We start from the raw sequence: 26,083 nt of genomic DNA on the forward strand, positions 1-26,083 counted from the left end.
TGCCGCCGCTGGGCATGCCGCCGTGGATTGTGGGCCTTTTTGGCTGATGGCGCTTGTAGGACAAGCGCTGATAGCTATCAAAAGCGCAGCAATGCCCCAGGCGCTGCGGCCACGGGGCAGGGCGGGGCGTGGGGTGGTATCGGTGGCGGGGTGTTGTGCCATGTGCGTACGCCCTCTCAAGCAGTGGGCGCCGGGTTGGCGGCCGCAGCCGCGTTGGCCGCCGTGGTGGCCTGGGCCTTGGCCGCAAACTCGGCGCGCAGGGCCTTGAGCTTTTCGCGCGGGTCTTCGCGGGCGGTGGTCTTGTCCAGGCCCATTTCGGCGATGAAGCGGCTCGGTTGTGCGGCCACCATTTCGCGCCCTTTTTTGCGGCGCTTGGTCCAGCTCACGGCCAGGGTGCGCTGGGCGCGGGTGATGCCCACGTACATCAGGCGGCGCTCCTCCTGCAGGCGCTGCAGCACGTCGTCGGTCACCTTCTGCTGGCGGCCTTCGTCGTCGTCCAGTTTGAAGGGCAGCATGCCCTCGGTCACGCCCACCAGCACCACATGCGGCCACTCCAGCCCCTTGCTGGCGTGCAGGGTGGAGAGCGTGACCATGTCCTGTTCCTGCTCGCGCTCGCTGATGGTGGATAGCAGCGCAATGGTCTGCGACACCTCCAGCAGGCTCTTGGTCTCCTTGGCCACCACGGCACCGGCCGTATCGTCGATCTGCCCGCCCGCGCGCTGGGCCATCCAGTCGCAGAACTCCATCACGTTGCTCCAGCGGGCGGCCGCCACTTTTTCGCTGTCTTCGTTGTCGTACAGGTGCTGCTCGTAGCCAATTTCCTTGAGCCATTCGTTCAGAAAGGCGCGGGCCTCTTCGGCGCCATGGGTGCGGCGGGCGCTGTACTCCAGGTAATTGATGTAGCGGCCAAACTCGTGCAGGCCATCCATGGCGCGCTTGGGCACAGCGGCAGGCAGCATGCCGTTGAATAGCGCGCCGAACATGCTTTGCTTGTGCTGGGTGGCGAAGGCCCCTAGCGATGCCAGCGTGGTGTGGCCGATGCCACGCTTGGGCGTGGTGATGGCGCGCAAAAACGCCGGGTCGTCGTCGTTGTTGATCCACAGCCGAAACCAGGCGCACAGGTCCTTGATTTCGGCGCGGTCAAAGAAGCTCGTGCCGCCCGAGACCTTGTAGGGAATGTTGGCCTTGCGCAGTGCCTTCTCGAACGGCTTGGCCTGGTGGTTGGCGCGGTACAGGATGGCGAAGCTCTTCCAGTCCGGCGGCGGGTTGCTGGCCGCGCGCAGGCTCTGGATGCGGGCCACGGCGCGCTCGGCTTCGTGCTCCTCGTTGTCGGCATCGACCACACGCACCGGCTCGCCCTCGCCCAGTTCGCTGAACAGCGTCTTGGGAAACAGCTTGGGGTTGGGCCCGATCACGTTGTTGGCCGCACGCAGGATGGCGCTGGTGGAGCGGTAGTTCTGCTCCAGCTTGATGACCTTGAGGTGGGGGTAGTCCACCGGCAACTTCTTGAGGTTGTCCAGCGTGGCGCCGCGCCAGCCGTAGATGGACTGGTCGTCGTCGCCCACAGCGGTGAAATGTCCCTTTTCGCCCACCAGCAGCTTGAGCAGCTCGTACTGCGTGGCGTTGGTGTCCTGGTACTCGTCCACCAGCACATGGCCCAGGGCCGCCTGCCACTTGGCCCGCACCTCCGGGAAGTCGCGCAGCAGCCGCAGCGGCATGCCGATCAGGTCGTCAAAGTCCACGCTCTGGTAGGCCGCCAGGCGCTCTTCATACCGGGCCATCAGCGTGGCGATGATGCGTTCGTTGTCGTCCGCCGCCTGGGCCAGGGCCTGTTCGGAGGTCAGGCCCATGTTCTTCCACTTGCTGATCACCCACTGCCACTGGCGCGCCGTGGCCATGTCGGTGGTGCCACCCGAGGCTTCTTTCAGGATGCCCGTCACGTCATCGGCATCGAGGATGCTGAACTGGGGCTTCAGGCCCAGCACATGGCCGTCCTCGCGCACCATGCGCACGCCCAGCGCGTGGAAGGTGCACACCAGCACATCCTTGGCGCGCCGGCCGATGAGGCCCTTGGCGCGCTCGCGCATCTCGGCGGCGGCTTTGTTGGTGAAGGTGATGGCCGCGATGCGTTTGGGGTCCATGCCCTTTTCGATCATGTGGGCGATCTTCATCGTGATCACCCGTGTCTTGCCCGAGCCCGCGCCTGCCAGCACGAGACAGGCCCCGTCGGTGTAGTGGACAGCCTGGAGCTGGGCGAGATTGAGACCGGCAGACATGGAGAGGGTGAGGGCAGGAAGGGGCGGAGGGCGGAAACCGGGCAGGGCGCGGGGCGGTGGGCGCCACGGGCGCGGGGTGCAAACCGAGGGGTGTGCCGCGCAAGGGCGCAATGATACCGGCGCGCCCCCGGCGGCTGCGGCGCGAGGGTATCGGCCGCCGCCCCATGCGCGACCATCGCCTGACAGGCTGCTGACGGGGCCGCTGCCGGACCCGCGCGCGGGCCCTGTGCTCCGGGAAACCCCGCTAGGGGCTTTGTTTTCACAATTTGATACTGGTTGGCGAGTCCTTCCCTTTGTCGGGAGGGGAGTGTTGTGAACCGAGCATCGCCATGAACCCTGCCACCCCGCCTTCCATCGCTCTGACTGCCGCCGCGCCCCGGGCGGGCCGCCGTCGGTTGCCACTGCCTGCATGGACCGCCTGGTCCGCCCTGGCGGCTGCCGGTGTGCTGGCGGGTGCGGCGTTGCTGCCACGGGTGGCGCATGCGCAGGTGGGGGGCAACGCCCCCGCGCGCATCGGCGTGGTGGGGCCGTTCACGGGGCCGTCGGCCGACTTTGGCGTGCCCATGCTCAATGGCATCAAGCTGGCGGTGGACGAGATCAATGCCGTGGGTGGCTACCTGGGCCGCCCGCTGGAGCTGGTCATCAAGGACGACAGGGCCGACCCCGATCAAGGCCGCAAGGTGTCGCAGGAACTGCTCAATGAGAAAGTGGTCGCCACCATTGGCTTTTGCAACACCGGCGTGGCGCTCAAGGCCATCGACCTGTTCCAGGACGCCAAAAGCCCGCTCATCGTGCCCTGCGCCACAGGCACGGCCGTGACGGCCAAATATCCCGCGCCCGACAGCTACATCTTCCGCGTGCAGGCGCGCGACGCGATCCAGGCGCCTTTCCTGGTGGACGACATCGTCAAACGTGGCTGGGACAAGGTCGCCATCTTTGCCGACAAGACCGGCTATGGCGAAGGCGGCTACAACGACGTGGTGGCCGCGCTGGCGGCCAAGAACCTCAAGCCCGTGCACGTGGCGCGTTTTGACCTGGGGGTGAAGGACCTCACGGCCGAGCTGACTGCGGCCCGCAACGCGGGCGCCAACGTGGTCTACAGCTACACCGTGGGGCCGGAGAACGCCACCATTGCCAACGGCAAGAAGGCGCTGGGCTGGAAGGTGCCGCAGGTGGGGCCTTGGCCGCTGTCCTTCCCGTTTTTCCTCGAAGGCGCCAAAGATGCGGCCGAGGGTGCGCTCATGGTGCAGACCTTCATCGCCGAGCCCAGCAACGAGCGCCGGGCATCGTTCCTGTCGAGCTACACCCGCAAGTACCAAGGCAAGGTGGCCGTGCCCATGGCGGCAGCCAACGCCTACGACGCCACCTATCTGTTGATGTATTCCTTCCTCGGCATCCGCGACGGCAACCTGAACGGCAAGGCCATCAAGGAATCGCTGGAGGGCAAGATGAAGACCTACTACGGCGTGGTCACCACCTACGACAAGCCCTTCAGCGCGCAGGACAAGGACGCGATCACGCGCAACATGCTGGTCATGGGCATGGTCAAGAACGGCGCGATCACCTTTGCCTACCCGGAGGATGCCAAGCGCAACCTCATCATTCAGCGCAAGCAATAACAAAAAACGGGTGCCTGCGCTCGCCACCCGCGAGCCCACCCACCTGACTTTGCGCTGACCACCCCGGGCGCCGCAGACCCTGGCTGCTGGCGCAACAAGGACAATCGGGCTGTGCTGTCCGTCCTGCTCGTCACCTTCCCCTTCTTTGCGCTCGTGCTCTGTGGCTACCTCGCCGCACGGCGCGGCGTGCTGCCGCAGCCCGCCATTCCAGGTCTCAACGCCTTCGTGCTGTACTTTGCGCTGCCGTGCATGTTGTACCGCTTTGGCGCCAGCACACCCATCCACCAACTGCTGGACCCGGCCGTGGCGGGCGTGTATGTGCTGTGTGCGCTGGTCATGGTGGGCGCCACGGTGGCGCTTACGCGCAACGCGCGCATCGGCTGGAACGACGCGGCCTTTGGTGCGCTCGTCGCAGCCTTCCCGAACACGGGCTTCATGGGGGTGCCGCTGCTGGTGGCCCTCTTGGGTGCCCAGAGCGCGGGCGCTGCCATCGTCACCATCGTGGTGGACATGGTCATCACCAGTTCACTGTGTATTGCGCTCTCGCGCCTGGATGGGGCGGGCACCCACGGCGTGGGCGTGGCGCTGAAAAGCGCTTTCAGGGGCATGGCCACCAACCCCATGCCCTGGTCGATTGCGCTGGGCGCGCTGGCGTCGGCGCTGCAGTTCAAGTTGCCGGGCCCGGTGGACAAGACCATCGCCATGCTGGCCGACGCGGCCTCGCCCGTTGCGCTGTTCACCATCGGCGCAGTGCTCGCCCGCTCGCAGATGAACCAGCACGAGCAGGTCCCTGCACGGGACTACGTGCCGGTGGCGCTGGCCAAGTTGCTGGTGCACCCGCTGCTGGTGTGGGGCGCAGGCACGGCGGCCATGGCGATGGGGGTACCGCTCACGCCCTTTGCGCTCACGGTGATGGTGCTGCTGGCGGCGCTGCCCAGCGCCAGCAACGTGTCGCTGCTGGCCGAGAAATTCGGCGCCAACAACGGGCGGGTGGCGCGCATCATCTTGGTGTCCACTGCGCTGGCGTTCTTGAGCTTCTCCGCCGCAGTGGCGCTGCTGACCTGACAGCATAAGGGGGAGTGGCTCGCAACGTATGGGGCTGACTTGTGGAGTCTCCAGCCGGGTCTTTGCCTCAAATCAGTAGGGAGTCTACTTGCGGGCCATGTGGCTGCGGTACCGCCACATGGCGGTAGCGAACAAAGCGAGTGCGAGAGTCATCAAAGCCCAGGAGGCGTTGACAGGGACTGCCGTCACCTCCTCAAGCACAAGGTCATCGTGGTAGCCAGCTGCATCGAGGGTGAAAAAGCTGCCAGTCTTCAGTGCAATGGTTACTTGGTTAGACGAGGCTGTGAAAGTGCCACTAAAAGGTTCCCACTGAAACTGAAAGACGCCATTGAGCGCAAGATTTGATACCTCGCGACGGGCTATCAACACATCCATGGGACCGGGAGCTGCGTCGATGGTTGCCGCCCCCACAGCGCCGTTGTAAGCCACAACTTCCCACCAGCTGGCGTTGCCAGCCGCGTTACCGGTCACGCCCCCAGACCACACCCCCCGAAGTCTGTACACACGACCCGGGGTAACAGCGAGAGTTTGGAAAAGGCCCCCGTGTGCATTGCCAGCACCGCTACCCTTCTTCTGGGAATGGGACGTACCGCCACTACCGAAAGGACACACGGTTGGGACCCAGATATCGCAGTCGTTGCTGTGTATCCAGGCCCCGTCCCAGAAGCCGGGCGGCGCCGCCCATGTATTCCAGCCTGCCAGCCCCGATTCAAAATTGCCATTGGCAAGGAGGTTCTGGGCGCTTGCAGAGACGCCCACCGCCATAAGAGACAACAGAATGAGTGCACGAACAATTGTTGCTGTCATGGCTTGGGCTTTCTCAATAAGGAGCGACGCAAGGCGAGAAGCAACCTCCTTGCTACAACGGAAGGCCCTCGGGATTGCATGCAGGCGCCACCGAGTGCCGTGTGAAGGCCGCAGTATTGAGGTTAGGCCCGTTGAACGCAAGTTTTTAGCGGTAGCCCGCTCGGTGCAGGCGTCTGAGGGGCCAGCCCCACTGTGGCAAAGCGCTCAGATGCCGACCTTACGGCCCGCCAGATAGCACACGCCGGTCGGTCCGTAGAACTCCGAGTGAGGTTCGTGGGCCTTCAGATGAAACACGTCGCCCTTGCGGAAGGTGTGCTCTGACCCGTTCGCGGTGCAGATGCGGATTTCCCCCGAAAGAATGAGTGCCTTGGCCTCGAAAGGATGGGTGTGCTCGTCCCAGGATCCATTGGCTTCACGCTCGACAAGGACGGGCTCAGCGAAACCTTCCTGGGCGAGAAGTTCGGTGAAGTGATCGGGGGTCATGGTTGTCTCCTGTGGACGAAAGCAATTTGCAAATGATGGCGTGCGCGTATGGCAATAACTTGCTTGCTGAGCCAATAAACCCTTGTAACAATTGTGGATTTACATTGAGGGAATTCAGAATGACGCGAGTTTTGTTGGGTGCAAGGTCTGTTGCTGCGATGGTCCTGGGATTGCTGGTGGCACAGGGGGCAGCAGCCCAATCCATGGGGAGTGTCTCCTATGCACCCTTTGCGGCCTCGAATGTGCCAACGATGTCCGAGTGGGCCCTGATCGGAATGGCGGTTGTATTGGCTGCCGTGGCCCTTTACGCGATGCGCGCGCAGAACCGGCGGGTGCTGAAGATGTGGGCTTTGGGTCTTGTAGCTTGTGGAGCCTTGTCTGCGGCCTTCTGGAATCGTCCTGCGGTTGCAGAGCCGGCGCCCGTAGAGATCGCACTGGATCAGCCGCCAGGCGGTGTTGCCAACATTCCTCACAGCACGGAGCTGTTCTTCGGGGATTTTTTCCACATCTACACCGCTCAGAATCTGACAGATCGCCCGCAGCGGGTGACGGGAGTCAGTGTGATCACCGGGTTGACATTGCTCCCACCTACAGGCTTTACGCCGGAATGTACCGTGGGTCTCGTGCTTCAGCCCAACGGTATCTGCTATGTCAAGGTGTACAACGACGGTTTGCCAGGCTGACGTAGGTCAGATCGCCAGCGGGTCCACATCCACCAGCCAGCGGATCAGCCCCTTGTGCTCCGGCTGGCTGCGCGTGGCTTGCAATATCGGCTGCCATGCCGCCAGAAAGCGCTGCAGGGTGGCGCGGCTGCTGCTTTCCATCAGCATCTGGGCGCGCTCCACATTGGCGACGCGCTGGATCGTGAGCGGCACAGGCGGGAACAGGATCACCGTGCCATCGGGCAAACCCGGCAACTGCGCGGCGTGGGCGGCGGCGGTGGCCGCAGTCAGAAAGCCCTGCGCCACCTCCTGCGTGCGCGCATCAGCCCGCACCAGCGCCTGGTACGAGAACGGGGGCATGGCGGCCTCTTCGCGCTCCTTGAGCTGTTGGGCGGCAAAAGCTTCGTAGTCGTGCTTGCGCAGTGCCTCGAACACGGCGTGCTGGGGGTGAAAACTCTGCACCCACATCTCGGGCTGCGTGCCATGCACCGCTTGGGCGGCCATGTAGGCGGCGTCGCGCCCGGCGCGGCCCGCTGCCTGCATCAGCAGTGCAAACAGCCGCTCGGCGGCGCGGAAGTCGCTGCTGAACAGTGCGCCGTCGGGCTGCACCGCAGCCACCAGCGTGATGCGCCGAAAGTCGTGCCCCTTGGCAATCATCTGCGTGCCCACCAGCACATCGACCTCGCCGGAATGCACCTGCGCCAGCTGGGCCTCCAGCGCGCCCTTGGCCTTGGTGGTGTCGGCGTCGATGCGGGCGATGCGGGCGGGCGTGCGGTCGGGCCGCAGCACCTCCCGCAGCAGCGTGCCGAGCTGCTCCTCCAGCTGCTCGGTGCCCTTGCCCATGGGGTGGATGTCGGGGCTGCCGCAGGTCGGGCAGTGAAACGGCACGCGCACCGTGTGGCCGCAGTGGTGGCAGCGCAGGGTGCGGTCGGTCTTGTGGAACACCTGGTGCGCGCTGCAGTGCGGGCAGTCGCTCTTCCAGCCGCAGTCCACGCAGTGCAGCACGGGCGCGTAGCCCCGGCGGTTCAGCAAGATCATGCTCTGCTCGCCACGCGCCACGCGTTCGGTAATGGCCTGTAGCAGCGGCGCGCTGAACACGGTGCGGCGGGGCTGCTGGTTCATGTCCACCCGGCGCACACGGGCCAGGGCACCGGCGCCAATGCGGCTGGGCATGTGCAGCCGCACGTAGCGGCCACCTTCTGGGTCTTCGGCCGTGGCCGGACGGCTGGCGTACCAGCTCTCCAGCGACGGCGTGGCGGAGCCCAGGATCACCTTAGCGCCCTGCTCGCGCCCGCGCCAGATGGCCAGGTCGCGCGCGGAATAGCGCGCGCCCTCCTGCTGCTTGTAGCTGGGGTCGTGCTCTTCATCCACCACGATGAGCTTCAGGCCGGGCAGGCTGGCGAACACCGCCATGCGTGTGCCCAGCACGATGCGCGCGCTGCCGCTGTGCGCGGCCAGCCAGCTGGCCAGGCGTTGCGGGTTGGTCATGCCGCTGTGCAGCGACGCCACGGCACCGGGGCCGAAGCGCGGAGCGAAGCGGCCTGCAAAGCGCTCTTCCAGCTGGGGCGTGAGGTTGATCTCGGGCACCATGACCAGCGCCTGGGCGGTGGGGTCGGCCTCCAGCATCTCTTGCACGCAACGCAGATACACCTCGGTCTTGCCACTGCCGGTGCTGCCAAACAGCAGGAAAGGCCCTTTTTCTGAGGAAATTCGGGCCCTGGCGCTTTCTTGTTCTGCGCTGAGTGCTATGTTTTCAATAGTGCGTGAGGTATCTCCTGCGCCCTTGGCCGGGCGCCGCAGCCGCCGTGCCAACTGCTCGGGGCGCAGGTCGCGCAGTTGCGGGGGCAGGGCCGCCAGGGCCACCTCGCCTAAGGCGCGCTGGTAGTAGCGTGCTGCAAACCCCACCAGACGGCGCCAGGACGCATCCAGGGGCGCCACGCCCTCCAGCACACCTGCAATGGGACGCAGCGTGGCGCCATCGGGCAGCTCACCGGGGGCTTCGTCGGCGTCCCACACCACGCCCAGCACCTCGCGCGTGCCCAAGGGCACACGCACCAGCGTACCCGGTGAGAGCGGGCGCTCACTGGCGTAGCTCAGAAGGTCGCCGACTCCGCTGTGCGATGGCGTCTGCAGGGCAACGTGGACGAGGGAGAGGGACATAGACACGAGCTATGGAGGAGAAATAGGCTTAGTGCGCGTTGTGGATGTGATCTGGAGCTTTGGCGACTAAGTGCTTGATTTGCCGTGGGTGTGTGAGTAATCCCGGATTTCTGTGGATAACTTTGTTGACATCCTGTCCCGACCCCCGCCCAAGCCGCATGAATGCTGGCTGCGAACAGATTGCCCGGAAATACAGCACTCCAAAAAAATCGTTATGAATCAATCATCTGAAGAAATTTGCCCCGGATTTTTGTGCTAAGCCGATTCAGCGTCTCCATGTTGCGATGCATCACGTTTTGTGTGCATAAGTCGGACAGCAGGACTTCGTCAAGAGGACAGGTTGCCCCCTTTTTGTGCTAGCGGCGTGAGCCTATGTTCATGCATTTCTTCGATATGGCCTGCAAGTGCTTGATTTGACAGGGGATTTGTAAGAAATTCAGAATTTCTGTGGATAACTTTGTTGATATCCCTTGGGTTTGGTCCGCAAGTCCTTGTCAATTCGTGCTTTGGCTGGATTGCCTGTCAAAAAAGCAGGGGATTTAACGCCATATAAATCAAGCACTTAGCGTCGTGATGAGGTTTGTTTGCAAGTTGCCGTACGAAGTCGCGCCGGGTGCGAGGATGCTCCAATTTTGTGCATAAGTGCGCTGGCGGGGACGCCGGATCTGCTGCGAAATGCCCGGGGATTGTCGCAGGGCCCGGAGTGTCTGGCGTTCTTGGTGTCACAGCGGTCCATGTCGCTTTGCTTCAAGACGGCGTGGCGACTTGTGGCGACGATGCCGCCATGGCTACTTACTCTTCTTCCCCCATGGCAGATGCGCCCACCATGGAGCGCGACGGTTTTGTGCTGGCCCGGCTGGACGAGGTGGTGCAGGCGGCACGCACCGACAGCCTGTGGTTCATGACCTTCGGGCTGGCGTGCTGCGCGGTCGAGATGATGCATGCCGCCATGGCGCGCTACGACCTGGACCGGTTTGGCATCATCCCGCGCTCCAGCCCCCGCCATAGCGACCTGATGATCGTCGCCGGCACCCTGACCAACAAGATGGCGCCCGCCATCCGCAAGGTCTACGACCAGATGCCCGAGCCGCGCTACGTGATCTCCATGGGCTCATGCGCCAACGGCGGTGGCTACTACCACTACAGCTACTCGGTGGTGCGGGGTTGTGACCGCATCGTGCCCGTGGATGTGTATGTGCCCGGCTGCCCGCCCACGGCCGAGGCGCTGCTCTACGGCATCCTGCAGCTGCAGGCCAAGATCAAGCGGCCCCAGGTGATCCAGCGGTAATCGGCAGACCCCAGCGGGCGGCGGCTTCAACTGCGCCGCAGCAGCCAGTCCGCATCGTCGCCCGGCCGCCGGGTGTGGGCCTTCAGCGCTGCGGGGGGCTTTTCGAACAGGGCGCGCGCCTCGCGGCTGAAATGCGCCTGGTCGGCGTAGCCATGGCGCAGCGCGGCATCGAGGGCACCGGCGTTGCCGTCGCGCATGGCCAGCAGGGCATGTTCGGCGCGCAGCATGCGTTCGATCTCGCCAGGCCGCAGGCCCGCCAGCTGCCGGGTGCGGCGCTGCAGGTGCCGGGGCGTCCAGTCCAGCGCAGAGGCCAGGGCCTGGCGTGCGCCGCGCTGCCAAGCCTGGTGCAACACCTGCAACCAGGCAGCATGCCGGTCGGCCACGGCCGCCCAGCGTGGGGTGAGGAAGTCCACGCACAGCGCCTGGCGCACCCCATGGTCGCGCGCCGCGTGGACGGCCGCGAGGAAAGGGTGCCAGGCTGCGGGCAGCCAGGTCGTTGCGTCCGTGACCCGGTCGGTCAGCGGCGCCAGGTCCTGCCCGGTCAGCAGCCCGAGCGCGCCGGGCTGGAACGCCAGGCAGAACGAATCGCCATCGTGCGAGGAGACCGAGTGGTACGGATGGCGGTGGGCGCCCGAGAGTGTGATGGCCGGCATGGCCGGCATGGCCGCTGCGGCGGTCGCGCCCGCACATTCCACGAGCTGGGCCGTGCCCCGCGTGAGCCAGATGATGCCGGGGTAGGGGCTGGGCGGCACGCGCGTGTCCGTCGGGGTGTTGGGCGGCTGGCGGCCCAGGTCGCGCCAGAAAAAGGCGCGCACGCAGTCCGCGAGCGCGCCGGGTGGGGCTTGCAGGGCCGAGGCGGGCAGCGCCTGCGGGCCGGTGGGTGGCTCCGCTGGCGGCGGTACGGGCTGTTCCATTGCCATCACCTGGTCCCTGGGCGGTGTGCCGGGCGGTTTGGATGGCTCGCCCGGGGTGTCAGCCCTGGCGCTGCGCGCGCGAGTGGCTGTGCACAGCCTCCACCAATGCCGCCACATGCTCGGGCGGGGTGAACTGGCTGATGCCGTGGCCCAGGTTGAAGATATGCGTGGGGCCGGTGGTGTTGCGGTCGGTGTGGGGCTTGCCAAAGCTGTCGAGCACGGCATGCACCTGGGTGACGATCTGCGCAGGCGGCGCAAACAGCACGTTGGGGTCGATGTTGCCCTGCAGCGCCTTGCCGGGGCCGCCCACCTGGCCGCCGACGATGGCGCGCGCCTTGCCCAGGTTGGCCGTCCAGTCCAGGCCCAGCACCTCGCAGTCGATGTCTTTCATGTCCTCCAGCCAGATGCCACCGCCCTTGGTGAAGACAATGCGCGGCACATCGGTGCCATCCACGCCGGTGCGCTTGAGCTGTGCCAGCACGCGCTTGGTGTAAGCCAGGCTGAACTCCTGGAAGGCACCGTCGGCCAGCACGCCGCCCCAGCTGTCAAAAATCATTACGGCCTGTGCGCCCGCGTCGATCTGGGCGTTGAGGTATGCGGCCACGCTGTCGGCATTGATGGCCAGGATGCGGTGCATCAGGTCGGGGCGCGCGTACATCAGGCTCTTGACCAGGCGGTAGTCGTCCGATCCCTTGCCCTCGACCATGTAGCAGGCCAGTGTCCAGGGGCTGCCCGAGAAGCCAATCAAAGGAACACGCCCATTGAGGGCCTTGCGGATGCTGGTGACGGCGTCGAACACGTAGCGCAGCTTGTCCATATCGGGCACGGCCAGTTCGGCCACGGCCGCTTCGTCGCGCACAACTTTGGCAAAGCGCGGGCCTTCGCCCTCGGCAAAGGACAGGCCCAGGCCCATGGCGTCGGGCACGGTCAGGATGTCACTGAACAGGATGGCGGCGTCGAGTGGGAAACGCTCCAGCGGCTGCAAGGTCACTTCGGTGGCGTACTGGACATTGGTAGCCAGGCCCATGAAGCTGCCCGCCTGGGCGCGCGTGGCCTTGTACTCCGGCAGATAGCGCCCCGCCTGGCGCATGAGCCACAGGGGCGTGTAGTCGGTGGCCTGGCGGCGGCAGGCACGCAGGAAGGTGTCGTTGGCAAGGGGGGCGAAGGTCATGGTGCGATTGTCGCAGGCAGACCGCCGGCCTCGGCACCCGATCCGGCTGCGAAAATTGACGCGCATCAAGCCGAAACCACGACGGGTCGGCTCAAGGGCGTCTATCGCTCTGCAATGTAGTGCGACATCCGCACGACTTCGCCCGGCGCCAAGAACGCCCGCACCTCGGTCTCCAGGGCTTGGTCGGCCATGGTGGCGCGGGCGCGCTGGTGCAAGTAGTCGGCCCAGGACTCGACGATGAAGCGCTCCACATAGCGCGATGGCTCGCCCAGGTCCTTGTAGATGCGCCAGAAGGTGGCGCCGTCGCGGCGGCGCGGGGCCTTCATGCGGCTGATGGTGTCGAGGAAGGCAGCGTCGGTGCCGGGGGCAATGCGGTAGCCCACTTCCACGGCCACGGGGCCCGCCTCGGGCAGGGGCTCGGCCTCGATGAAAAGTTCGTCCCAGGGCGTGGCCTGGGTCACCTCGTGCAGCGCGCCCATGCGCAGCGGCATGGGGCGGGCCAGCAGCAGGCCCGCGCCCATCAGCGCGGCGGCCACACACAGGGTGGGCATGAGTCCGATCAGGTCCGAGGACGCGCCCCAGAAGGCCGAGCCCATCGCAAACGCGCCCAGCGCCGCCACCATGTGCATGGCCACGGCGCGCGAGCGCACCCACTGCGGGGCGCTGGCCTGCGTGGCGGTGTTGAAGGTGGACATGGCCGACATCCAGGCAGCGCCCGCGAACAGCATGGCGATGTAGACCACCCAGGCGATGTGCGTCAGCGCCGCCACCAGCATGGCCACCGCAAACACCACACCACCGGCGCCGACGATGGCCTCCAGCCCAAAACGCGCGCGCAGCCGCCCCAGCACCAGGCCGACCGCCACGGCGCCCGTGCCCAGGCAGCCCATGAGCAGACCAAAACCCTGTGCACCTGTGCCGAGCTGGCGCTGCGCAATCACCGGCAGCAGCGCCCACAGGGCCGAGCCCGCTGCGCTGAAGGCCATCACGCGCACCAGTTGCGCGAGGATCATGCGCGAGTGCCAGGCAAAGCGCAGGCCGCTCAGGGTGCCGCCCCACAGGCGTTCGGCGGGCAGCTTGGAGGGCGGGTGCGCCTTGGGCGGCCAGCGGCGGATGGACTCCCACATCACCAGCGTGGTGGTCACCGTGACGGCAAAGACCCAGCCCGCGCCCAGCTGCGCAAACACCAGGCCCGCCATCGTGGGCCCCACAGCGCGCGCAGCGTTGTAGGCAATGCTCACGGCGGTGATGGCCTGGGGCCATTCGTCGCGCGGCACGGGGTCGATGACCGACGAGTTCCACGCGGGTGTGAGCACTGCCGTGCAGCAGCCGCAGATGAACACCAGAAACAGCACCGACGCCGGGCCACTCCAGCCCCCCAGCGTCAGCAGCGTCAGCAAGGCGCACGCCCCGGCCTGCGCCAGCAGTGCGCCCGATATCAACCGGCGCCGGTCGGTCGTGTCTGCCAGCACGCCGGCAGGGAGGGCCAGCAAAAACATGGGCATGAACACCGCCGTCTGCACCAGGGCTGCCAGGAACGACGAACCCGTGAGTTCCACCATAAGCCAGGCCGCCGCCATGCTCTGCATGCCGCTGCCCACAAAAAAGATACCGCCGCAAATCCACAGGCCCCGGAACGCGGGTTGGCGCAAGGGGCTCCACAACGATGTCGAGGGAGATGGCATGGGCTTTGGAGGTATTGACGTACTTCAAGGAGGCGCAATCAGGAATGCCTCAATCCGGAGCATTGTGAAGGACGTCGCGCAGACTGTCTCAATGTGCTTTTCGCAGGCTAAGGCGCTGATGAGGCGCTGAACAACCCCACACAAGGCCGCAGGGCGTAAGGCGAAATACACAGATTTGGGTAGACATTTGTATCTGTTCTGTTATTTTTCGCTGCATACGTAACGCCATGTACGGCTTCGTCCTCGAGTGGATGTGAAGAACGGTACGCACAATGGCACACCAGTTTTTTAAAGGAGAGGAGAGGGTATGTTGAAAAAATGCTTGATTGTTGGCAGTTTTTTGCTGGCTGCTGGCGTCGCACAAGCTGATTTGAAGAACATCAGCTCTGGTGGCGTGCACTCCGCAACCAACTTGGATGCTGTTGCTTGCACCATCGTTGGCACTGACGGTGTGCTGTATCGGGGGACAAAGATTCTTTACGTATTTGCGGAGTCGATTGGCAATGGTCGCGATCCGATGTTGAAAGTCAGCTCGCTCAAATACAACCTCGTGGTGCAAAACGATGACTGGGAGGAGTCTTATTACGTCAATGGCTCAGAAAAAGCCCCGGTGCCGGCTTCGTTGTACGCCAGCTACCTGCGTACGCCCAAGCGTGCCACAGATGCAGCAGTGATTTATTTCGCAGACCCTGGTGAACCCGTTTGCGCGTCCACCAAGGAATACGCGAATAACAGCAACCTTTACCAAGTCCAGATATCCATCACCGATGTGACCTCGGGTGTGATTGCCTCGGGCGTGCGGTCTTCGCCCAAGGACGCAGCAATTGACCCCAATGGAATGCTACGGTCCGATTTGGATCGTCTACTTGAGGTGTACTCGACTACCGAAAAGTGAGGGGTGGCCATGAGGCACGAGCCTGGTGTTGGGCGGCGAGTTCACGTGGAGTCTTGACCGCCACGCGAAAGTTGCTGTCGGCCGCCTCTGAGCCGGTAAGTTCTCGGGAGATCGGTGCGCGTTGCGACCAGAGCCTCCGCTTGCTGTTGCATGGCGGCCAGTGCCTGATCCAGCGCTCGTACCGCTCCCGGTGTCAGCTGAGACAGTAGATCCTGGTTCAGTGCTCTGATTTGCGGGAAAAGTTCGTCGTGGAGCGACAGTCCTGCAGGTGTCAGAAACAACATGGCGTGGCGCCGGTCCACTGGCATGGTGCTGCGAGTGATAAGTTGTTTGTTCAGCAATGAGGTGATGGCGCGCGATGTTCGAGCGCGGTCCAGTCCCAAGTGTTCAGCGAGTGCTGCGGGCGGCAGACCTGGCTGTTGCGCGAGCACCATGAGCAACCCCCATTCCCGACGGGTGATGCCGTAACCCCCCTCGCACAGCCTTACTACCAGGCTGCCCGCCACGGCGAGCAGGCGGTGGAGGCGATACATCAGCAGGTCATGGGCTGTCGTTGGATGGATCAGGCCGTCGCTGGTGAGGGTTGAGCGAACGGGGACCGGATCTATATCGGGCATCAGGGTATTTCCGGGCGAGAATTGTTTAAATCAATTGATTGTGTGCCTCCTACAGTGGATCCACTCATCTGATCGTGCCCATCGAGGCATTTTTTGAATCTCGCACCGGAGCCCTTCCATGTGGAAACTCGTTGAATCCTTAGTCGCCACCACGCTGGCACTTGCTGCCTCTTTGTGTCAGGCCCAGGACACCCCGCTGCGCATCGTGGTGGGCTACGCCCCCGGCGGCGCGACCGACCGCGTGGCCCGCATCGTGGCCGACAAGCTGGGCAGCAAGCTCGGTACGCCCGTGATCGTGGAGAACAAGACCGGCGCGGGCGGCCGCCTGTCGGCCCAGGCCGTGAAGGCCGCGCCCGCCAACCAGCCCATGCTGCTGCTGGCCAACCCGGCCGTCATGCTGGTGGCGCCCCTGGTGTTCCCCGACGCGGGCTACGACCCCGAGCGCGACTTCCGCCCCGTGAGCCATGTCAACAGCTACGAGTTCGGCGTGGCCGTGGCCAGCGCCGTGCCGGTCAAGGAGCTGCCGCACCTGATGGCCTGGCTGCGCGCCAACCCCGACAAGGCCAACTTCGGCGTGCCCGCCACGGGCAGCCTGCCGCACTTCTTCGGCCTGATGGTGGGCGATGCCGCCAAGGTGCGCGCCGAGGTGGTGGGCTACCGCGGGTCCGCCCCGCTGCTCAACGACCTGCTGGGCGGCCAGGTGCCCGTGGCGTTCGACACCTTCGACACCCTGCTGCCCCAGCACGAGGCCGGCAAGATCCGCATCCTGGCCGTGTCGAGCGCCAAGCGCAGCCCGCTAGACCCCAAGATTCCCACCTTCAAGGAAAGCGGCATGGACCTCGCCGCGACGGGCTGGAACACCTTCTTCGCCCCGATGAGCATGCCCAAGGCCCAGGCCGAGCGCCTGGCCGGGCTGATCGTGGAGGTGATGAAGGACCCGGACACCCAGCGCAAGTTCGAGGCGGCCAAGATGGAGCCGGTGGTGGCGACCATGGCGCAGACCGAAGCGATGCTCAAGGCGTACCGCGCGCAGTGGGCGCCGGTAGTGCAGCGCTCTGGCTTCAAACCATAGCAAGGAAGCCCCCCTGAGCGGCTGCGCCGCTTCCCCCGGAGGGGGACGGCGGCCTCGCTGCGGGGCGGCCCTTGCTTGCCGCCCCCGCCTCGGCCGCGCCTGTCGCGAAGACTGCGCGCCACTTTGAGTGAAACTGGATTTCGAGATGACCCTACCACCCCGCCCCAACATCATCTTCATCGTCGCCGACGACCTCGGCTATGCCGACCTGGGCTGCTACGGTGGGCGCGACGCGGCGTTTGGCCCCGTGTCGCCGGTGCTTGACCAGCTGGCGGCCAATGGCCTCAAGCTCACGCAGGGCTACTCCAACTCCCCCGTCTGCTCGCCCACGCGCTTTGCGCTGATGACGGGGCGCTACCAGTACCGCCTGCGCGGCGCTGCCGAGGAGCCCATCAACAGCAAGAGCCGGGGCAGCACCACCCTGGGCCTGCCGCCCGAGCACCCCACGCTGCCCTCGCTGCTGCGCGCATCGGGCTACCGCACGGCGCTGATGGGCAAGTGGCACCTGGGCTACCCGCCCGCGTTCGGGCCGCTGCGCTCGGGCTACGAGGAGTTCTTCGGGCCCATGTCGGGCGGGGTGGACTACTTCACCCACTGCAGCTCCAACGGCACGCACGACCTGTACCTGGGCGAAGAAGAAAAGCAGCAGGACGGCTACCTCACCGACCTCATCACGGACCACGCGCTCGACTACGTGCAGCGCATGGCGCCGGGCGCGCAGGCGGGCACGCCGTTCTTCTTGAGCCTGCACTACACCGCGCCCCACTGGCCGTGGGAGACGCGTGACGACGAGGCGCTGGCGCAGGAGGTCAAGGGCAACCTGTTTCATCTGCACGGCGGCAACATCGAGACCTACCGCCGCATGATCCACCACATGGACGAGGGCATCGGCCGCATCATGGCGCTGCTGCAGTCCTTGGGCCTTGCGCGCGACACGCTGGTGGTGTTCACCAGCGACAACGGCGGCGAGCGCTTCTCGGACAACTGGCCGCTGGTCGGCGGCAAGATGGACCTGACCGAAGGCGGCATCCGCGTGCCCTGGATTGCCCACTGGCCTGCGGTGATCGGCCCCGGCGGCGTTAGCGCGCAGACCTGTATGACCATGGACTGGTCGGCCACCATGCTCGACGCCGCAGGGGCCGCCGCGCATGCGGACTACCCACTGGACGGCCGCACGCTGATGCCGCTGCTGCGCGATGCCAATGTGATCGACGAGCCCCCGCTGTTCTGGCGCATGAACCACCGGGGCCAGCGCGCCATGCGCCAGGGCGTGTGGAAGTACCTGCGCGTGGATGGCAACGACTACCTGTTCAACCTGGCCGACGATGAACGTGAGCGCGCCAACCGCGCGTCCGTGGAGCCCGAACGCCTGCAGACCATGCGCGCCGCGTGGGAGGCGTGGAATGTGTCCATGCCCGCTATTCCTGACGATGCCACGGTGAGCCTGGGGTATTCGGTGAAGGACATGCCGCAGCGCTGAGCCTGGCGGGCAGGCCGTCAGGGGAGTGGTTGGGCGGGCTTGCCCTGTTGCCTGCCCGGCCCGCTTGCCGGTAGATTGGGCGCCATGCCCGCCGCTCCCGCGCCTTCGTCCCCCGCTGCTCTGCGCCAGTGGACCACCGACGTGGTGGCGCCGCCAGCGCGCCTGGACTACTGGGTGGGCGCGATCTGCGAGGCGTTTCTGGAGATGGACTGCAGCTCCCGCGAGGCGCCGCTGTTTGGCGGCGAGCTGCAAAGCCTGCCGGTGGAGACGCTGTCCATCAACCGCGTGCGTGCCTCCACCCAGGATGTGTTTCGCACACCCGCCGGCATTGCGCGCAGCCGCCAGCTGCCCTTCTACCTGATCGGCCAGGCCGAGACCGCATGGCATGTGCGCCAGGATGACCATGTGGCCCATCTGCGCCCGGGCGATGTGGTGCTGCTGGATTCGGCCCGGCCCTATGAACTGCATTTTCCTGATGGTGTGCACTGCGTGTCGCTGCAGCTGCCGCGCGCCTGGGTGGGCCAGTGGCTGCAGCAGGCCGAGGCGCCCGGGCCGCGCGTGGCCTGGCGCGACCAGGGCTGGGGCCAGAGCCTGGGGGCGCTGGCCGTGCAGCTGGCGCGCGACCCCGCCTCGGCGCAGGCCCTGCCGCCCGCCTTGCTGTCCGACCACCTGGGCGCGCTGCTGTGCGCGGCGCTGGAGCCACCCCAGCTACCCACCTCCACGGCGGCAGGCAGCCTGCATGCCCATCTGTGTGCGCTGCTGCGGGCGCGCATCGACCAGCCTGGCCTCGCGGCCCCAGCGTTGGCGCAGGAGGCGGGCGTGTCGCTGCGCACCCTGCACCGGGCGTTTGCGGCCCAGGGCCACACCTTTGCGGGCACGTTGCGCGAACTGCGCCTGGCGCGCGCGGGCGAACTGCTGCGCCGCCCCCAGCTGGCCCATGTGGCCGTGGGCGAGATCGGGCGGCGCTGCGGCTTTGCCGACGCTTCGCATTTCGCACGCGCCTTCCAGCGGGCCATGGGGGTATCGCCCGCGCAGTGGCGGCGCGGCGGCTGATTCCGTCTCCCCATCCTCCGTGTCGTTGGGGCTTCGTCCTGCCGCGCTACACGGCGGTGAAGCTTTTGGCACATCCAGCACAGCCGGCTGGCACGCGCAGGCCATTCCGTGCCACCGGGTGTTTCTAAGGTAGCGGCAGGGCGGATTGCCCAGTCCTGCAACACAACCCCAAGGAGACACACATGCCGGATACCTATGTCCTGGTCCATGGCGCCTGGCACACCGGTGCCGAAATGGAAGCCACCGCCACCCACCTGCGCGCGCGCGGCCACACCGTGCATTGCCCCACGCTGGCAGGCAACCGCCCCGGCGACGACCGCGCGGCCACGGGCCTGGCCGACGCGGTGGATTCGCTGGCGGCCTTCATCGAAGGCCAGGGCCTGACCGACGTGCGGCTGGTGGGCCACAGCTACGGCGGCATGGTCATCAGCCACATGCCCGTGCGCTTGCCCGGGCGCATCCGCCGCCTGGTGTACTGGAACGCCTTCGTACCGCAGCCGGGCGAGTGCCTGAACGACCTGGTGCCGCCGCACTACCGCGCGCTGTTCGACCAGGTCGCGGCGAGCAGTGGTAATGCCGTAATGCTGCCGTACCCCATCTGGCGCGAGGCCTTCATCAACGATGCCGACGAGGCCCTGGCGCAAAGCACCTATGCGCTGCTCAATCCCCACCCCTATCGCACCTTCACCGAACCGGCGCAGCTGCCCGTGCCGATGGCCGCGCTGGAGGTGGGCAAGAGCTACCTCAACGCGCAGCAGGACACCGCGCTGCCCCACAGCCTGCCGTGGCACCCGCGCCTGTCGGAGCGGCTGGGTTTGTTCCGCCTGGTGGAGTGCCAGGGCAGCCACGAACTGTGCTTTTCCGACCCGGCATCGGCGGCGCAGCACATCGAGCGGGCAGGGCGCGACTGACGGGGCCTGCGAGGGCATTGCGCCATCTTTTTGCGTCTTTTGGGCCCCAAGCGCTAGATCGGTATGTGCTGGTAGCTATTAATTCAATAGCATTCCGCCCTGGCCTGCCTCCAGCAGCCGCGTGAGCAGCGGGTGCATCACCTTGCGGGCGCTGTAGATCAGGTGGAACTGCTCCTGCACGTCGGGTGCGGTACCCACCTGCACCAGCCCGTGGGTCTGGGCCAGGTGCTCGCCCAGCGAGACCGGCGCGGGCATCACGCCCATGCCGGTGGCGGCAAAGGTGCTCAAGAGGGCGCTGTCTTCAAACTCCCCGGCAATGCGCGGACGGATGCGTTCGCGTTCTAGCCAGTGGTCGATGCGGGCGCGCATCGCGGCGTGGTCGGTGGGCAGCAGCACGGGCACTACAGCCAAGCTGTGGGGGAAGTTGTTGGCCGCCGCCTCGGCCCACAGCGGGGGCGCATACCAGGCAATGGCGCTCGTGCCCAGCAGCTGGCTGGTGGTGCGCAGGGCGGGGTTGGGGGGCGCGGCACGGTCTGCCAGCACGGCATCGAGCTTGTGCAGCGCCAGCTCGCCCAAGAGGGGCTGGAACTCGCCCTCGTGGCACAGCAGGCGCAAGTGGGGTTCGTCCAGCACGGGGGTCAGCAGCCGGTGCACGGCCAGCTTGGCAATGCCGTCGGAGATGCCCAGGTTCAGCCGCAACGTCTGGCCGCTGGCGGCCTCGCGCACGCGCACGGGCAGCAGCTCGCCCAGCGCAAAGATGTGGTCGGCCTCGTGCAGCGCGGCCACGCCCGCATCGGTCAGCACCAGGTTGCGGCCCTCGGTGCGCAGCAGGCTCACGCCCAGCGACTTTTCCAGCTCGCGCACCTGGGCGCTTATGGTCTGCACGGCCATGTCCAGCCGCTCGGCGGCGCGGGCGATGCCGCCCTCCTTGGCCACCACCCAGAAGTAGAAAAGATGGCGGTAGTTGAAGCTCTGGCTCATGATCTCTTTGCGGTGGGGCCGTTAAAAAAGTGTTTGGTTCGTAAAAACCGAACCAATACTACTGTGATCACAGGTTTTAAAGAAGTACCCCAGCCCCTACAGTCCGGGGCTTGGGCGTCCGGCGTGGCTGGGCGTGTGAGGGCATCTTTGGAGAAACTCGATGGAAACAATCGGAACGTGGTGGATGTGGGCGGGATTTGCCGTCTTCGTGGTCATCGCCATAGGCGTGGACCTGCTGGTCATGGAGCGCCAGGGCGCGCACAAGGTCACCATGGGCGAGGCCGCGCGCTGGAGCCTGTTGTGGTTCTCGCTCGCCTTTGTGTTCGTGGCCATCCTGTGGTGGTACCTGGATAGCAGCCAGGGTCGCGAGATCGCCAACACGGTGTCCATGCAGTTCATCACCGGCTACCTGGTGGAGAAGAGCCTGTCGGTGGACAACATCTTCGTCTTCCTGATGCTGTTCAGCTACTTTGCCGTGCCGCCGCAGTACCAAAAGCGCGCGCTCATCATCGGCATCATCGGCGCCATCGTGCTGCGCACGCTGCTAATCCTGGCAGGTGCCTGGCTGCTGGCCACCTTCCACTGGCTGCTGTATGTGTTCGGTGCGTTCCTGGTCGTCACGGGCGTGAAGATGTGGTTTGCCGCCGGGCAGGAGCCTGACATCGCCACCAATCCGGTGCTCAGATTCCTGAAAAAGCGCATCCGCATCACCGACCAGTTCGACGGCGAAAAGCTCTCGACCATGATCAATGGCGTCAAGCACTACACCCCGCTGTTCGTGGTGCTGATCCTGATCGGCACGACCGACATCATCTTTGCGGTGGACAGCATTCCGGCCATCTTCGCGATCACCAGCGACCCGTTCATCGTGCTCACAGCCAACATCTTTGCCATCCTGGGCCTGCGTGCGCTGTACTTCCTGCTGGCAGACCTGGCCGACCGCTTCCACCTGCTGGCCTACGGCCTGGCACTGGTCCTGGTTTTCATCGGCGGCAAGATGTTGCTCATCGACTTTGTGAAGATTCCGATTGGCTATGCGTTGCTGGTCACGGCCACGCTGATCGCCGGGTCGATCTTCCTGTCGCTGCGCAATTCGGGCGAGGCCGCCAAGGGTGCCCCACCCGCACTGCCCCCCAAGGCCTGATCGCTGCCAAACCCGGAGACTTGAGCCATGGATCTGATCGAATCGGTGATGCTGTGCATGTTGTTGGGCCTTGTGGGAGCCACTGCGATGGCCTACCGCGCTGAGAACGAGCCCCGCGACGTGCGCCTGCTGGTGGGCCTCACCACCTTGTGGGGCGCCGGCACTGCGGTAGCGTTCGTCGCATGATGCAGCCGCTGTGTCGCCTGCGCCGCTGGTTGCGGGCCCTGGAACCCCGGGCCCGGCAGCTGCTGGACCGCAGCTGGCTGGCGCAGTTCCAGCCCTGGCTGGAGCAGCGCGCGCTGTTCCGCTTTCAGCGCCAGCCTTTGGCGCGCGGGGTGGCGGCGGGCATGTTCTGCGGCCTGATCCCCGGGCCGCTGCAGATCCCGGGCACGCTGCTGGTGTGCGCCTGGCTGCGCGGCAACGTGGTGGCCGGGGGCGTGGCCACCTTCTATACCAACCCGCTCACCACCGTGCCGCTGTATGTGATGGCCTTCTACCTCGGAGCGTTGGTGATGCCCGGCGCGCAGACACTGCCCGCCTGGAGCAGCGTGGCGCCGGGCGGAGAGTTCACGGTGCAGGCCCTGGGCACCTGGATGCAGGCACTGGGCACGCCGCTGCTGATCGGCCTGCCCACCCTGGGACTGCTGCTGGCGGTGCTGGGCTATGTGACGGTGCAGCTGCTGTGGCTCGCACCCGCCTTGCACCGCAAGCGAAGGCTGGCGCGCAGCCGCTGAGTCCCGAAACCGGCGCGCGCCCTGTGGGGGCTGGGCCGAAGGCGGCACAGGGGCTCAGTCCAGCTTGACTCCCACCTTGGTGATGACGCGCCCCCACTTCTCCCGCTCGGTGCGCGCAAAGCTGCCCATCTGGGCAGCGGTGCCGGGCATGGGCTCCACGCCCAGGGCCTGCAGGCGCGCCTTGGTGCGCGTGTCGGCCAGGGCCGTCTGCAGCGCCTTGCTGAAGCTGGCCACCACATCGGCCGGTGCGCCCGTGGGCACCACCAGGCCCTGCCATGCAAAGCCTTCAAACCCCTGCAAGCCTTGTTCGGAAATCGTGGGCACATCGGGCATGGTCGCCACGCGCTGCGGGCTGGCGACGCCAATGGCGCGCACCTTGTTGCCTGCGAGGAACGGGTACACCGTGGCGCTGTCGATCCACATCGCGGGCACCTGGCCGCCGATCACATCCTGGATGGCCGGTGCCGCGCCGCGATACGGCACATGCGTGAGCTTGAGTCCGCTCTGCTCGCGGAACAGCTCGCCCACCAGGTGGTGCGGGCTCCCCGGCCCGGCGGACGCCCAGTTCACACCATCGGGCATCCCTTTGGCCCAGGCCATGAACTCCTTCAAGTTCTTGGCGGGCACGTTGTTGGACACCACCAGGAACATCGGAAAGCGCACCAGCAGGCCCACGGGCTGGAAGTCCTTCTCGGCGTTGTAGCTCAGCTTGCTGAACAAAAACGGGTTGGCCGCCAGCGTGGCGAAGTCGGCCGAGAAAATGAGGTTGCCGTAGTCCTTGTTGCGCGCGCTGTATTCAGCGGCGATGTTGGTGCCCGCGCCGGGCTTGTTGTTGATGACGATGGGGCGGCCCAGCGTGGCCGACATCGATTCGGCAATCGTGCGCGCCACGATGTCCGAGCCGCCGCCAGCGGCGTAGCCCACCACCCATTCGAGCGGTTTGGTGTCCTGGGCATGGGCCAGGGGGAGGGCGGTGGCCAGGGCCAGCCCGGCCAGGGTGGTGAGGAAATGTTTGCGCTGCATGGTGGTGTTGTCTCCGTGGTTGTGAAAGTTCAAGTCGAGTCGGACCCCGCACCGTCTGCGCGGTGCTGTCGTGGTGATTGCAGAAGGGACGGGCTAGGCCGCCACCGCGTGGGTGGGCACCACCGGCGTGATCGCCGGGGTGGTGCGCCGGTCGGCCGTGGGCACGGCACTGCCGCGCGCCAGCTGCAGCGCGTGCTGCAGCGTGGCCTGGTCGCCGATGTGGTTGGCCAGCAGCAGCACCAGGCGTGCGTTCATGGCGTGGCTCTCGGGCGTGGACAAGCCCTGGTGCGCCGCAATCAGCGCTTCATAAAAGTCGTCGCAGGCCTGCAGGTTGGGTTGGGTGTTCAGCATGGGCATGTTCCTTGTCGTCTTCCTGGTCAGGCCGCTGCGGCCGTGGCACGCGCCAGTGCGCTGCGCACCGCTGCTTCGGTAGGCGTGCGCCAGCGCGCGCACACATGCTGGTCGGGCCGCACCAGGTACACGGTGCGCGGCAGCGCATCCAGCCGCTGGGCGGCCAGCGCCTGGTGGTCGATCACGTCGATGCCGATCTGCAGCACCTTCACACCGGGCAGGTCGCGCGTCCAAGTGGGGGCTGGGCCAAACACCAGCAGCGTGAAGTCCGGCCCCAGCTCGCGCAGCAGCCAGGTGGGCTGGCCCTGTTTCGTCAACGGTGCATCCAGCAGCACGGCACCGGGCACCTGGGTGCCTGCGAAGTGATCGGTATCCGGCGTGTTCAGCGGCGACTGGTGCAGCGTGGCGGGCACCGACAGGCGGCCGCTGTTGACGATGCGCCTTGCAAACGCATGTTCGCGCGCCAGGTGCAGTGCCGCGTCGCGGAACAGGCGGCTCACCTCGCTCTTGGGCGTGATGAAGTCGGTGGCGCGGGTGGAGTTGCACAGGTTCTCATCGGCCGCGTATTCACGCTCGGGGCCATAGGTGCTCACCAGCGCAGGGCTCGCGCGGCCCTGGAGCACCCAGTCCAGCTTCCAGGCCAGGTTCTCCGCGTCCTGCACGCCGCTGTTGGCGCCCCGTGCGCCAAAGGGCGAAACGCCGTGGGCGCTGTCGCCCGCGAAGACGACGCGGCCGTGCACGAACTGGTCCATGCGCAGGCAGGCAAAGGTGTAGACGCTGGCCCAGTCCAGCTCAAACTGTGCATCCGCACCCAGCAGCGCCTTCACGCGCGGGATGATGTTCTCGGGCTTCTTTTCTTCTTCGGGGTCGGCGTCCCAACCGAGCTGGAAGTCGATGCGCCAGACGTTGTCGGGCTGGCGATGCAACAGCACGCTCTGGTTGGGGTGAAAGGGTGGGTCGAACCAGAACCAGCGCTCGGTCGGGAAGTTCGCTTCATCCGCCAGCTTCACATCAGCGATCAGGAAGCGGTCCTGAAAAATGCGCCCCTTGCTCTCCAGTCCCAGCATCTGCCGCGTGGGCGAGCGTGCGCCATCGCAAGCCACCAGCCATTGCGCATCCATCTGGTAGGCGCCCTCGGGCGTGTCGATGCTCAGCAGCGCGCCGTCCGCGCGGCTTTGCACCGCAGTGACCTTGTTGTGCCAGCGGATGTCGATGCCCGGCAACTGCAGCGCGCGCTCCACCAGGTAGGCCTCGGCGTAGTACTGCTGCAGGTTGATGAAGGCGGGGCGCTCGTGGCCTTCTTCGGGTAGCAGGTTGAACTCGTACAGCTGCTCGTCTTTCAGGAACACTTTGCCCAGGTTCCAAGAGACGCCCTTGTCCACCATGCGCTGGCCCACGCCCAGGCGGTCCCAGATCTCCAGCGTGCGCTTGGCAAAGCAGATGGCGCGCGAGCCGATGGAGAGCTTGTGGTCGTTGTCCAGCACCACCACACGCTGCCCGCGCTGGGCCAGGTCGATGGCGAGCGACAGGCCCACAGGGCCTGCGCCGATGACCACGATGGGGTGCTGTGCGGGCGTGGCGCGGTCCTGGTCGGGCGAGCGCACATAGCCGAAGTCGATGGCCTGCACCTCGGCGCCACTGGCGTGGAAGGCCTCGCGCGGAATGTCTCTGGGGTTCATTTTTTGTCTCCTC

General features: G+C 66.0%; 24 protein-coding genes. 12 read left to right on the forward strand and 12 right to left on the reverse strand.

Going from position 1 to position 26,083, the window contains the following annotated elements; translation table 11 throughout:
- Positions 1-176: 176 nt before the first annotated feature.
- Complete coding sequence (locus tag ATF69_RS20330) at positions 177-2,276, reverse strand: ATP-dependent helicase (protein ID WP_056747936.1); 2,100 nt, start codon at positions 2,274-2,276, stop codon at positions 177-179.
- A gap of 329 nt (positions 2,277-2,605) precedes the next feature.
- Here ATF69_RS20330 and ATF69_RS20335 point away from each other — a divergent pair, with 329 nt between their 5' ends.
- Together ATF69_RS20335 and ATF69_RS20340 are read left to right on the forward strand one after the other, a co-directional pair.
- On the forward strand, positions 2,606-3,895 hold the full coding sequence (locus tag ATF69_RS20335) for an ABC transporter substrate-binding protein (RefSeq protein WP_121941147.1): 1,290 nt from the start codon (positions 2,606-2,608) through the stop codon (positions 3,893-3,895).
- Positions 3,896-4,006: 111 nt separating this feature from the next.
- On the forward strand, positions 4,007-4,960 hold the full coding sequence (locus ATF69_RS20340) for an AEC family transporter (RefSeq protein ID WP_056747938.1): 954 nt from the start codon (positions 4,007-4,009) through the stop codon (positions 4,958-4,960).
- 84 nt (positions 4,961-5,044) lie between these two features.
- Here the strand turns inward: ATF69_RS20340 and ATF69_RS20345 are convergent, their stop codons facing one another.
- The gene (locus ATF69_RS20345) at positions 5,045-5,767 is read right to left on the reverse strand and encodes a hypothetical protein (RefSeq protein WP_146872084.1); all 723 of its coding nucleotides are present in this window, start codon (positions 5,765-5,767) and stop codon (positions 5,045-5,047) included.
- Positions 5,768-5,971: 204 nt separating this feature from the next.
- Entirely contained in the window at positions 5,972-6,250 is a 279-nt protein-coding gene (locus ATF69_RS20350) for a cupin domain-containing protein (protein ID WP_056747941.1), read from the reverse strand.
- An 11-nt stretch (positions 6,251-6,261) separates the two neighbouring features.
- On the opposite strand from ATF69_RS20350, the gene ATF69_RS20355 reads away from it, so the two are divergent.
- Positions 6,262-6,933, forward strand: a complete 672-nt coding sequence (locus ATF69_RS20355) for a midcut-by-XrtH protein (RefSeq protein WP_146872085.1) — start codon at positions 6,262-6,264, stop codon at positions 6,931-6,933.
- Positions 6,934-6,939: 6 nt separating this feature from the next.
- Here the strand turns inward: ATF69_RS20355 and priA are convergent, their stop codons facing one another.
- On the reverse strand, positions 6,940-9,072 hold the full coding sequence (priA, locus tag ATF69_RS20360) for a replication restart helicase PriA (protein ID WP_200947635.1): 2,133 nt from the start codon (positions 9,070-9,072) through the stop codon (positions 6,940-6,942).
- Between the two features lie 826 nt (positions 9,073-9,898).
- On the opposite strand from priA, the gene ATF69_RS20365 reads away from it, so the two are divergent.
- The gene (locus ATF69_RS20365; RefSeq protein ID WP_369817519.1) at positions 9,899-10,360 is read left to right on the forward strand and encodes a NuoB/complex I 20 kDa subunit family protein; all 462 of its coding nucleotides are present in this window, start codon (positions 9,899-9,901) and stop codon (positions 10,358-10,360) included.
- Between the two features lie 26 nt (positions 10,361-10,386).
- Here ATF69_RS20365 and ATF69_RS20370 read toward each other — a convergent pair whose 3' ends face one another.
- The 3 genes from ATF69_RS20370 to ATF69_RS20380 form a co-directional block, all read right to left on the reverse strand.
- Positions 10,387-11,274 carry a helix-turn-helix transcriptional regulator gene (locus ATF69_RS20370; RefSeq protein WP_244303776.1) on the reverse strand — a complete coding sequence of 296 codons (888 nt, stop codon included), beginning with the start codon at positions 11,272-11,274 and terminating at the stop codon, positions 10,387-10,389.
- Positions 11,275-11,332: 58 nt separating this feature from the next.
- Positions 11,333-12,445 (reverse strand): uroporphyrinogen decarboxylase, encoded by a 1,113-nt coding sequence (gene hemE / locus ATF69_RS20375; RefSeq protein WP_146872087.1) that lies wholly within the window; start codon positions 12,443-12,445, stop codon positions 11,333-11,335.
- 101 nt (positions 12,446-12,546) lie between these two features.
- Positions 12,547-14,130: an MFS transporter gene (locus ATF69_RS20380; RefSeq protein WP_146872088.1), complete on the reverse strand. Its 1,584-nt coding sequence runs from the start codon at positions 14,128-14,130 to the stop codon at positions 12,547-12,549.
- Between the two features lie 307 nt (positions 14,131-14,437).
- Between ATF69_RS20380 and ATF69_RS20385 the strand changes: the two genes are divergently transcribed.
- A complete protein-coding gene (locus ATF69_RS20385; RefSeq protein ID WP_056747955.1) occupies positions 14,438-15,025 on the forward strand; it encodes a hypothetical protein in 588 nt (195 codons plus the stop codon).
- Positions 15,026-15,066: 41 nt separating this feature from the next.
- On the opposite strand, the gene ATF69_RS20390 is transcribed toward ATF69_RS20385, so the two are convergent.
- Positions 15,067-15,642 (reverse strand): MarR family winged helix-turn-helix transcriptional regulator, encoded by a 576-nt coding sequence (locus ATF69_RS20390; RefSeq protein ID WP_146872089.1) that lies wholly within the window; start codon positions 15,640-15,642, stop codon positions 15,067-15,069.
- 118 nt (positions 15,643-15,760) lie between these two features.
- On the opposite strand from ATF69_RS20390, the gene ATF69_RS20395 reads away from it, so the two are divergent.
- The 4 genes from ATF69_RS20395 (at position 15,761) to ATF69_RS20410 (ending at position 20,158) form a co-directional block, all read left to right on the forward strand.
- On the forward strand, positions 15,761-16,714 hold the full coding sequence (locus ATF69_RS20395; protein ID WP_146872090.1) for a tripartite tricarboxylate transporter substrate-binding protein: 954 nt from the start codon (positions 15,761-15,763) through the stop codon (positions 16,712-16,714).
- A 145-nt stretch (positions 16,715-16,859) separates the two neighbouring features.
- Positions 16,860-18,194 (forward strand): sulfatase family protein, encoded by a 1,335-nt coding sequence (locus ATF69_RS20400; RefSeq protein WP_146872091.1) that lies wholly within the window; start codon positions 16,860-16,862, stop codon positions 18,192-18,194.
- An 84-nt stretch (positions 18,195-18,278) separates the two neighbouring features.
- Positions 18,279-19,247, forward strand: coding sequence for a helix-turn-helix domain-containing protein (locus tag ATF69_RS20405; RefSeq protein ID WP_146872092.1), 969 nt, complete (start codon positions 18,279-18,281; stop codon positions 19,245-19,247).
- Between the two features lie 182 nt (positions 19,248-19,429).
- Positions 19,430-20,158 (forward strand): alpha/beta hydrolase, encoded by a 729-nt coding sequence (locus ATF69_RS20410; RefSeq protein WP_146872093.1) that lies wholly within the window; start codon positions 19,430-19,432, stop codon positions 20,156-20,158.
- A gap of 78 nt (positions 20,159-20,236) precedes the next feature.
- Here the strand turns inward: ATF69_RS20410 and ATF69_RS20415 are convergent, their stop codons facing one another.
- The gene (locus ATF69_RS20415) at positions 20,237-21,139 is read right to left on the reverse strand and encodes a LysR family transcriptional regulator (RefSeq protein WP_056065575.1); all 903 of its coding nucleotides are present in this window, start codon (positions 21,137-21,139) and stop codon (positions 20,237-20,239) included.
- Between the two features lie 160 nt (positions 21,140-21,299).
- Here ATF69_RS20415 and ATF69_RS20420 point away from each other — a divergent pair, with 160 nt between their 5' ends.
- The 3 genes from ATF69_RS20420 to ATF69_RS20425 are packed head-to-tail and all read left to right on the forward strand — an operon-like array spanning position 21,300 to position 23,017.
- Positions 21,300-22,283, forward strand: coding sequence for a TerC family protein (locus tag ATF69_RS20420; RefSeq protein WP_146872094.1), 984 nt, complete (start codon positions 21,300-21,302; stop codon positions 22,281-22,283).
- A 27-nt stretch (positions 22,284-22,310) separates the two neighbouring features.
- Positions 22,311-22,469: a hypothetical protein gene (locus tag ATF69_RS23175; protein ID WP_167514376.1), complete on the forward strand. Its 159-nt coding sequence runs from the start codon at positions 22,311-22,313 to the stop codon at positions 22,467-22,469.
- Positions 22,466-23,017 (forward strand): DUF2062 domain-containing protein, encoded by a 552-nt coding sequence (locus tag ATF69_RS20425; protein ID WP_015015949.1) that lies wholly within the window; start codon positions 22,466-22,468, stop codon positions 23,015-23,017. The genes ATF69_RS23175 and ATF69_RS20425 overlap by 4 nt, the downstream gene beginning before the upstream one ends.
- Positions 23,018-23,071: 54 nt before the next feature.
- Here ATF69_RS20425 and ATF69_RS20430 read toward each other — a convergent pair whose 3' ends face one another.
- The 3 genes from ATF69_RS20430 to ATF69_RS20440 all read right to left on the reverse strand — a co-directional run bounded on the left by ATF69_RS20430 (position 23,072) and on the right by ATF69_RS20440 (position 26,070).
- Positions 23,072-24,040 carry a Bug family tripartite tricarboxylate transporter substrate binding protein gene (locus ATF69_RS20430; protein ID WP_146872095.1) on the reverse strand — a complete coding sequence of 323 codons (969 nt, stop codon included), beginning with the start codon at positions 24,038-24,040 and terminating at the stop codon, positions 23,072-23,074.
- Positions 24,041-24,133: 93 nt separating this feature from the next.
- Positions 24,134-24,391 (reverse strand): DUF2783 domain-containing protein, encoded by a 258-nt coding sequence (locus ATF69_RS20435; RefSeq protein ID WP_015015947.1) that lies wholly within the window; start codon positions 24,389-24,391, stop codon positions 24,134-24,136.
- A gap of 26 nt (positions 24,392-24,417) precedes the next feature.
- A complete protein-coding gene (locus ATF69_RS20440) occupies positions 24,418-26,070 on the reverse strand; it encodes an FAD-dependent oxidoreductase (RefSeq protein ID WP_146872096.1) in 1,653 nt (550 codons plus the stop codon).
- Positions 26,071-26,083 lie beyond the last annotated feature (13 nt).

The organism is Acidovorax delafieldii (assembly GCF_007993815.1).
Taxonomy (GTDB): domain Bacteria; phylum Pseudomonadota; class Gammaproteobacteria; order Burkholderiales; family Burkholderiaceae_C; genus Acidovorax; species Acidovorax delafieldii.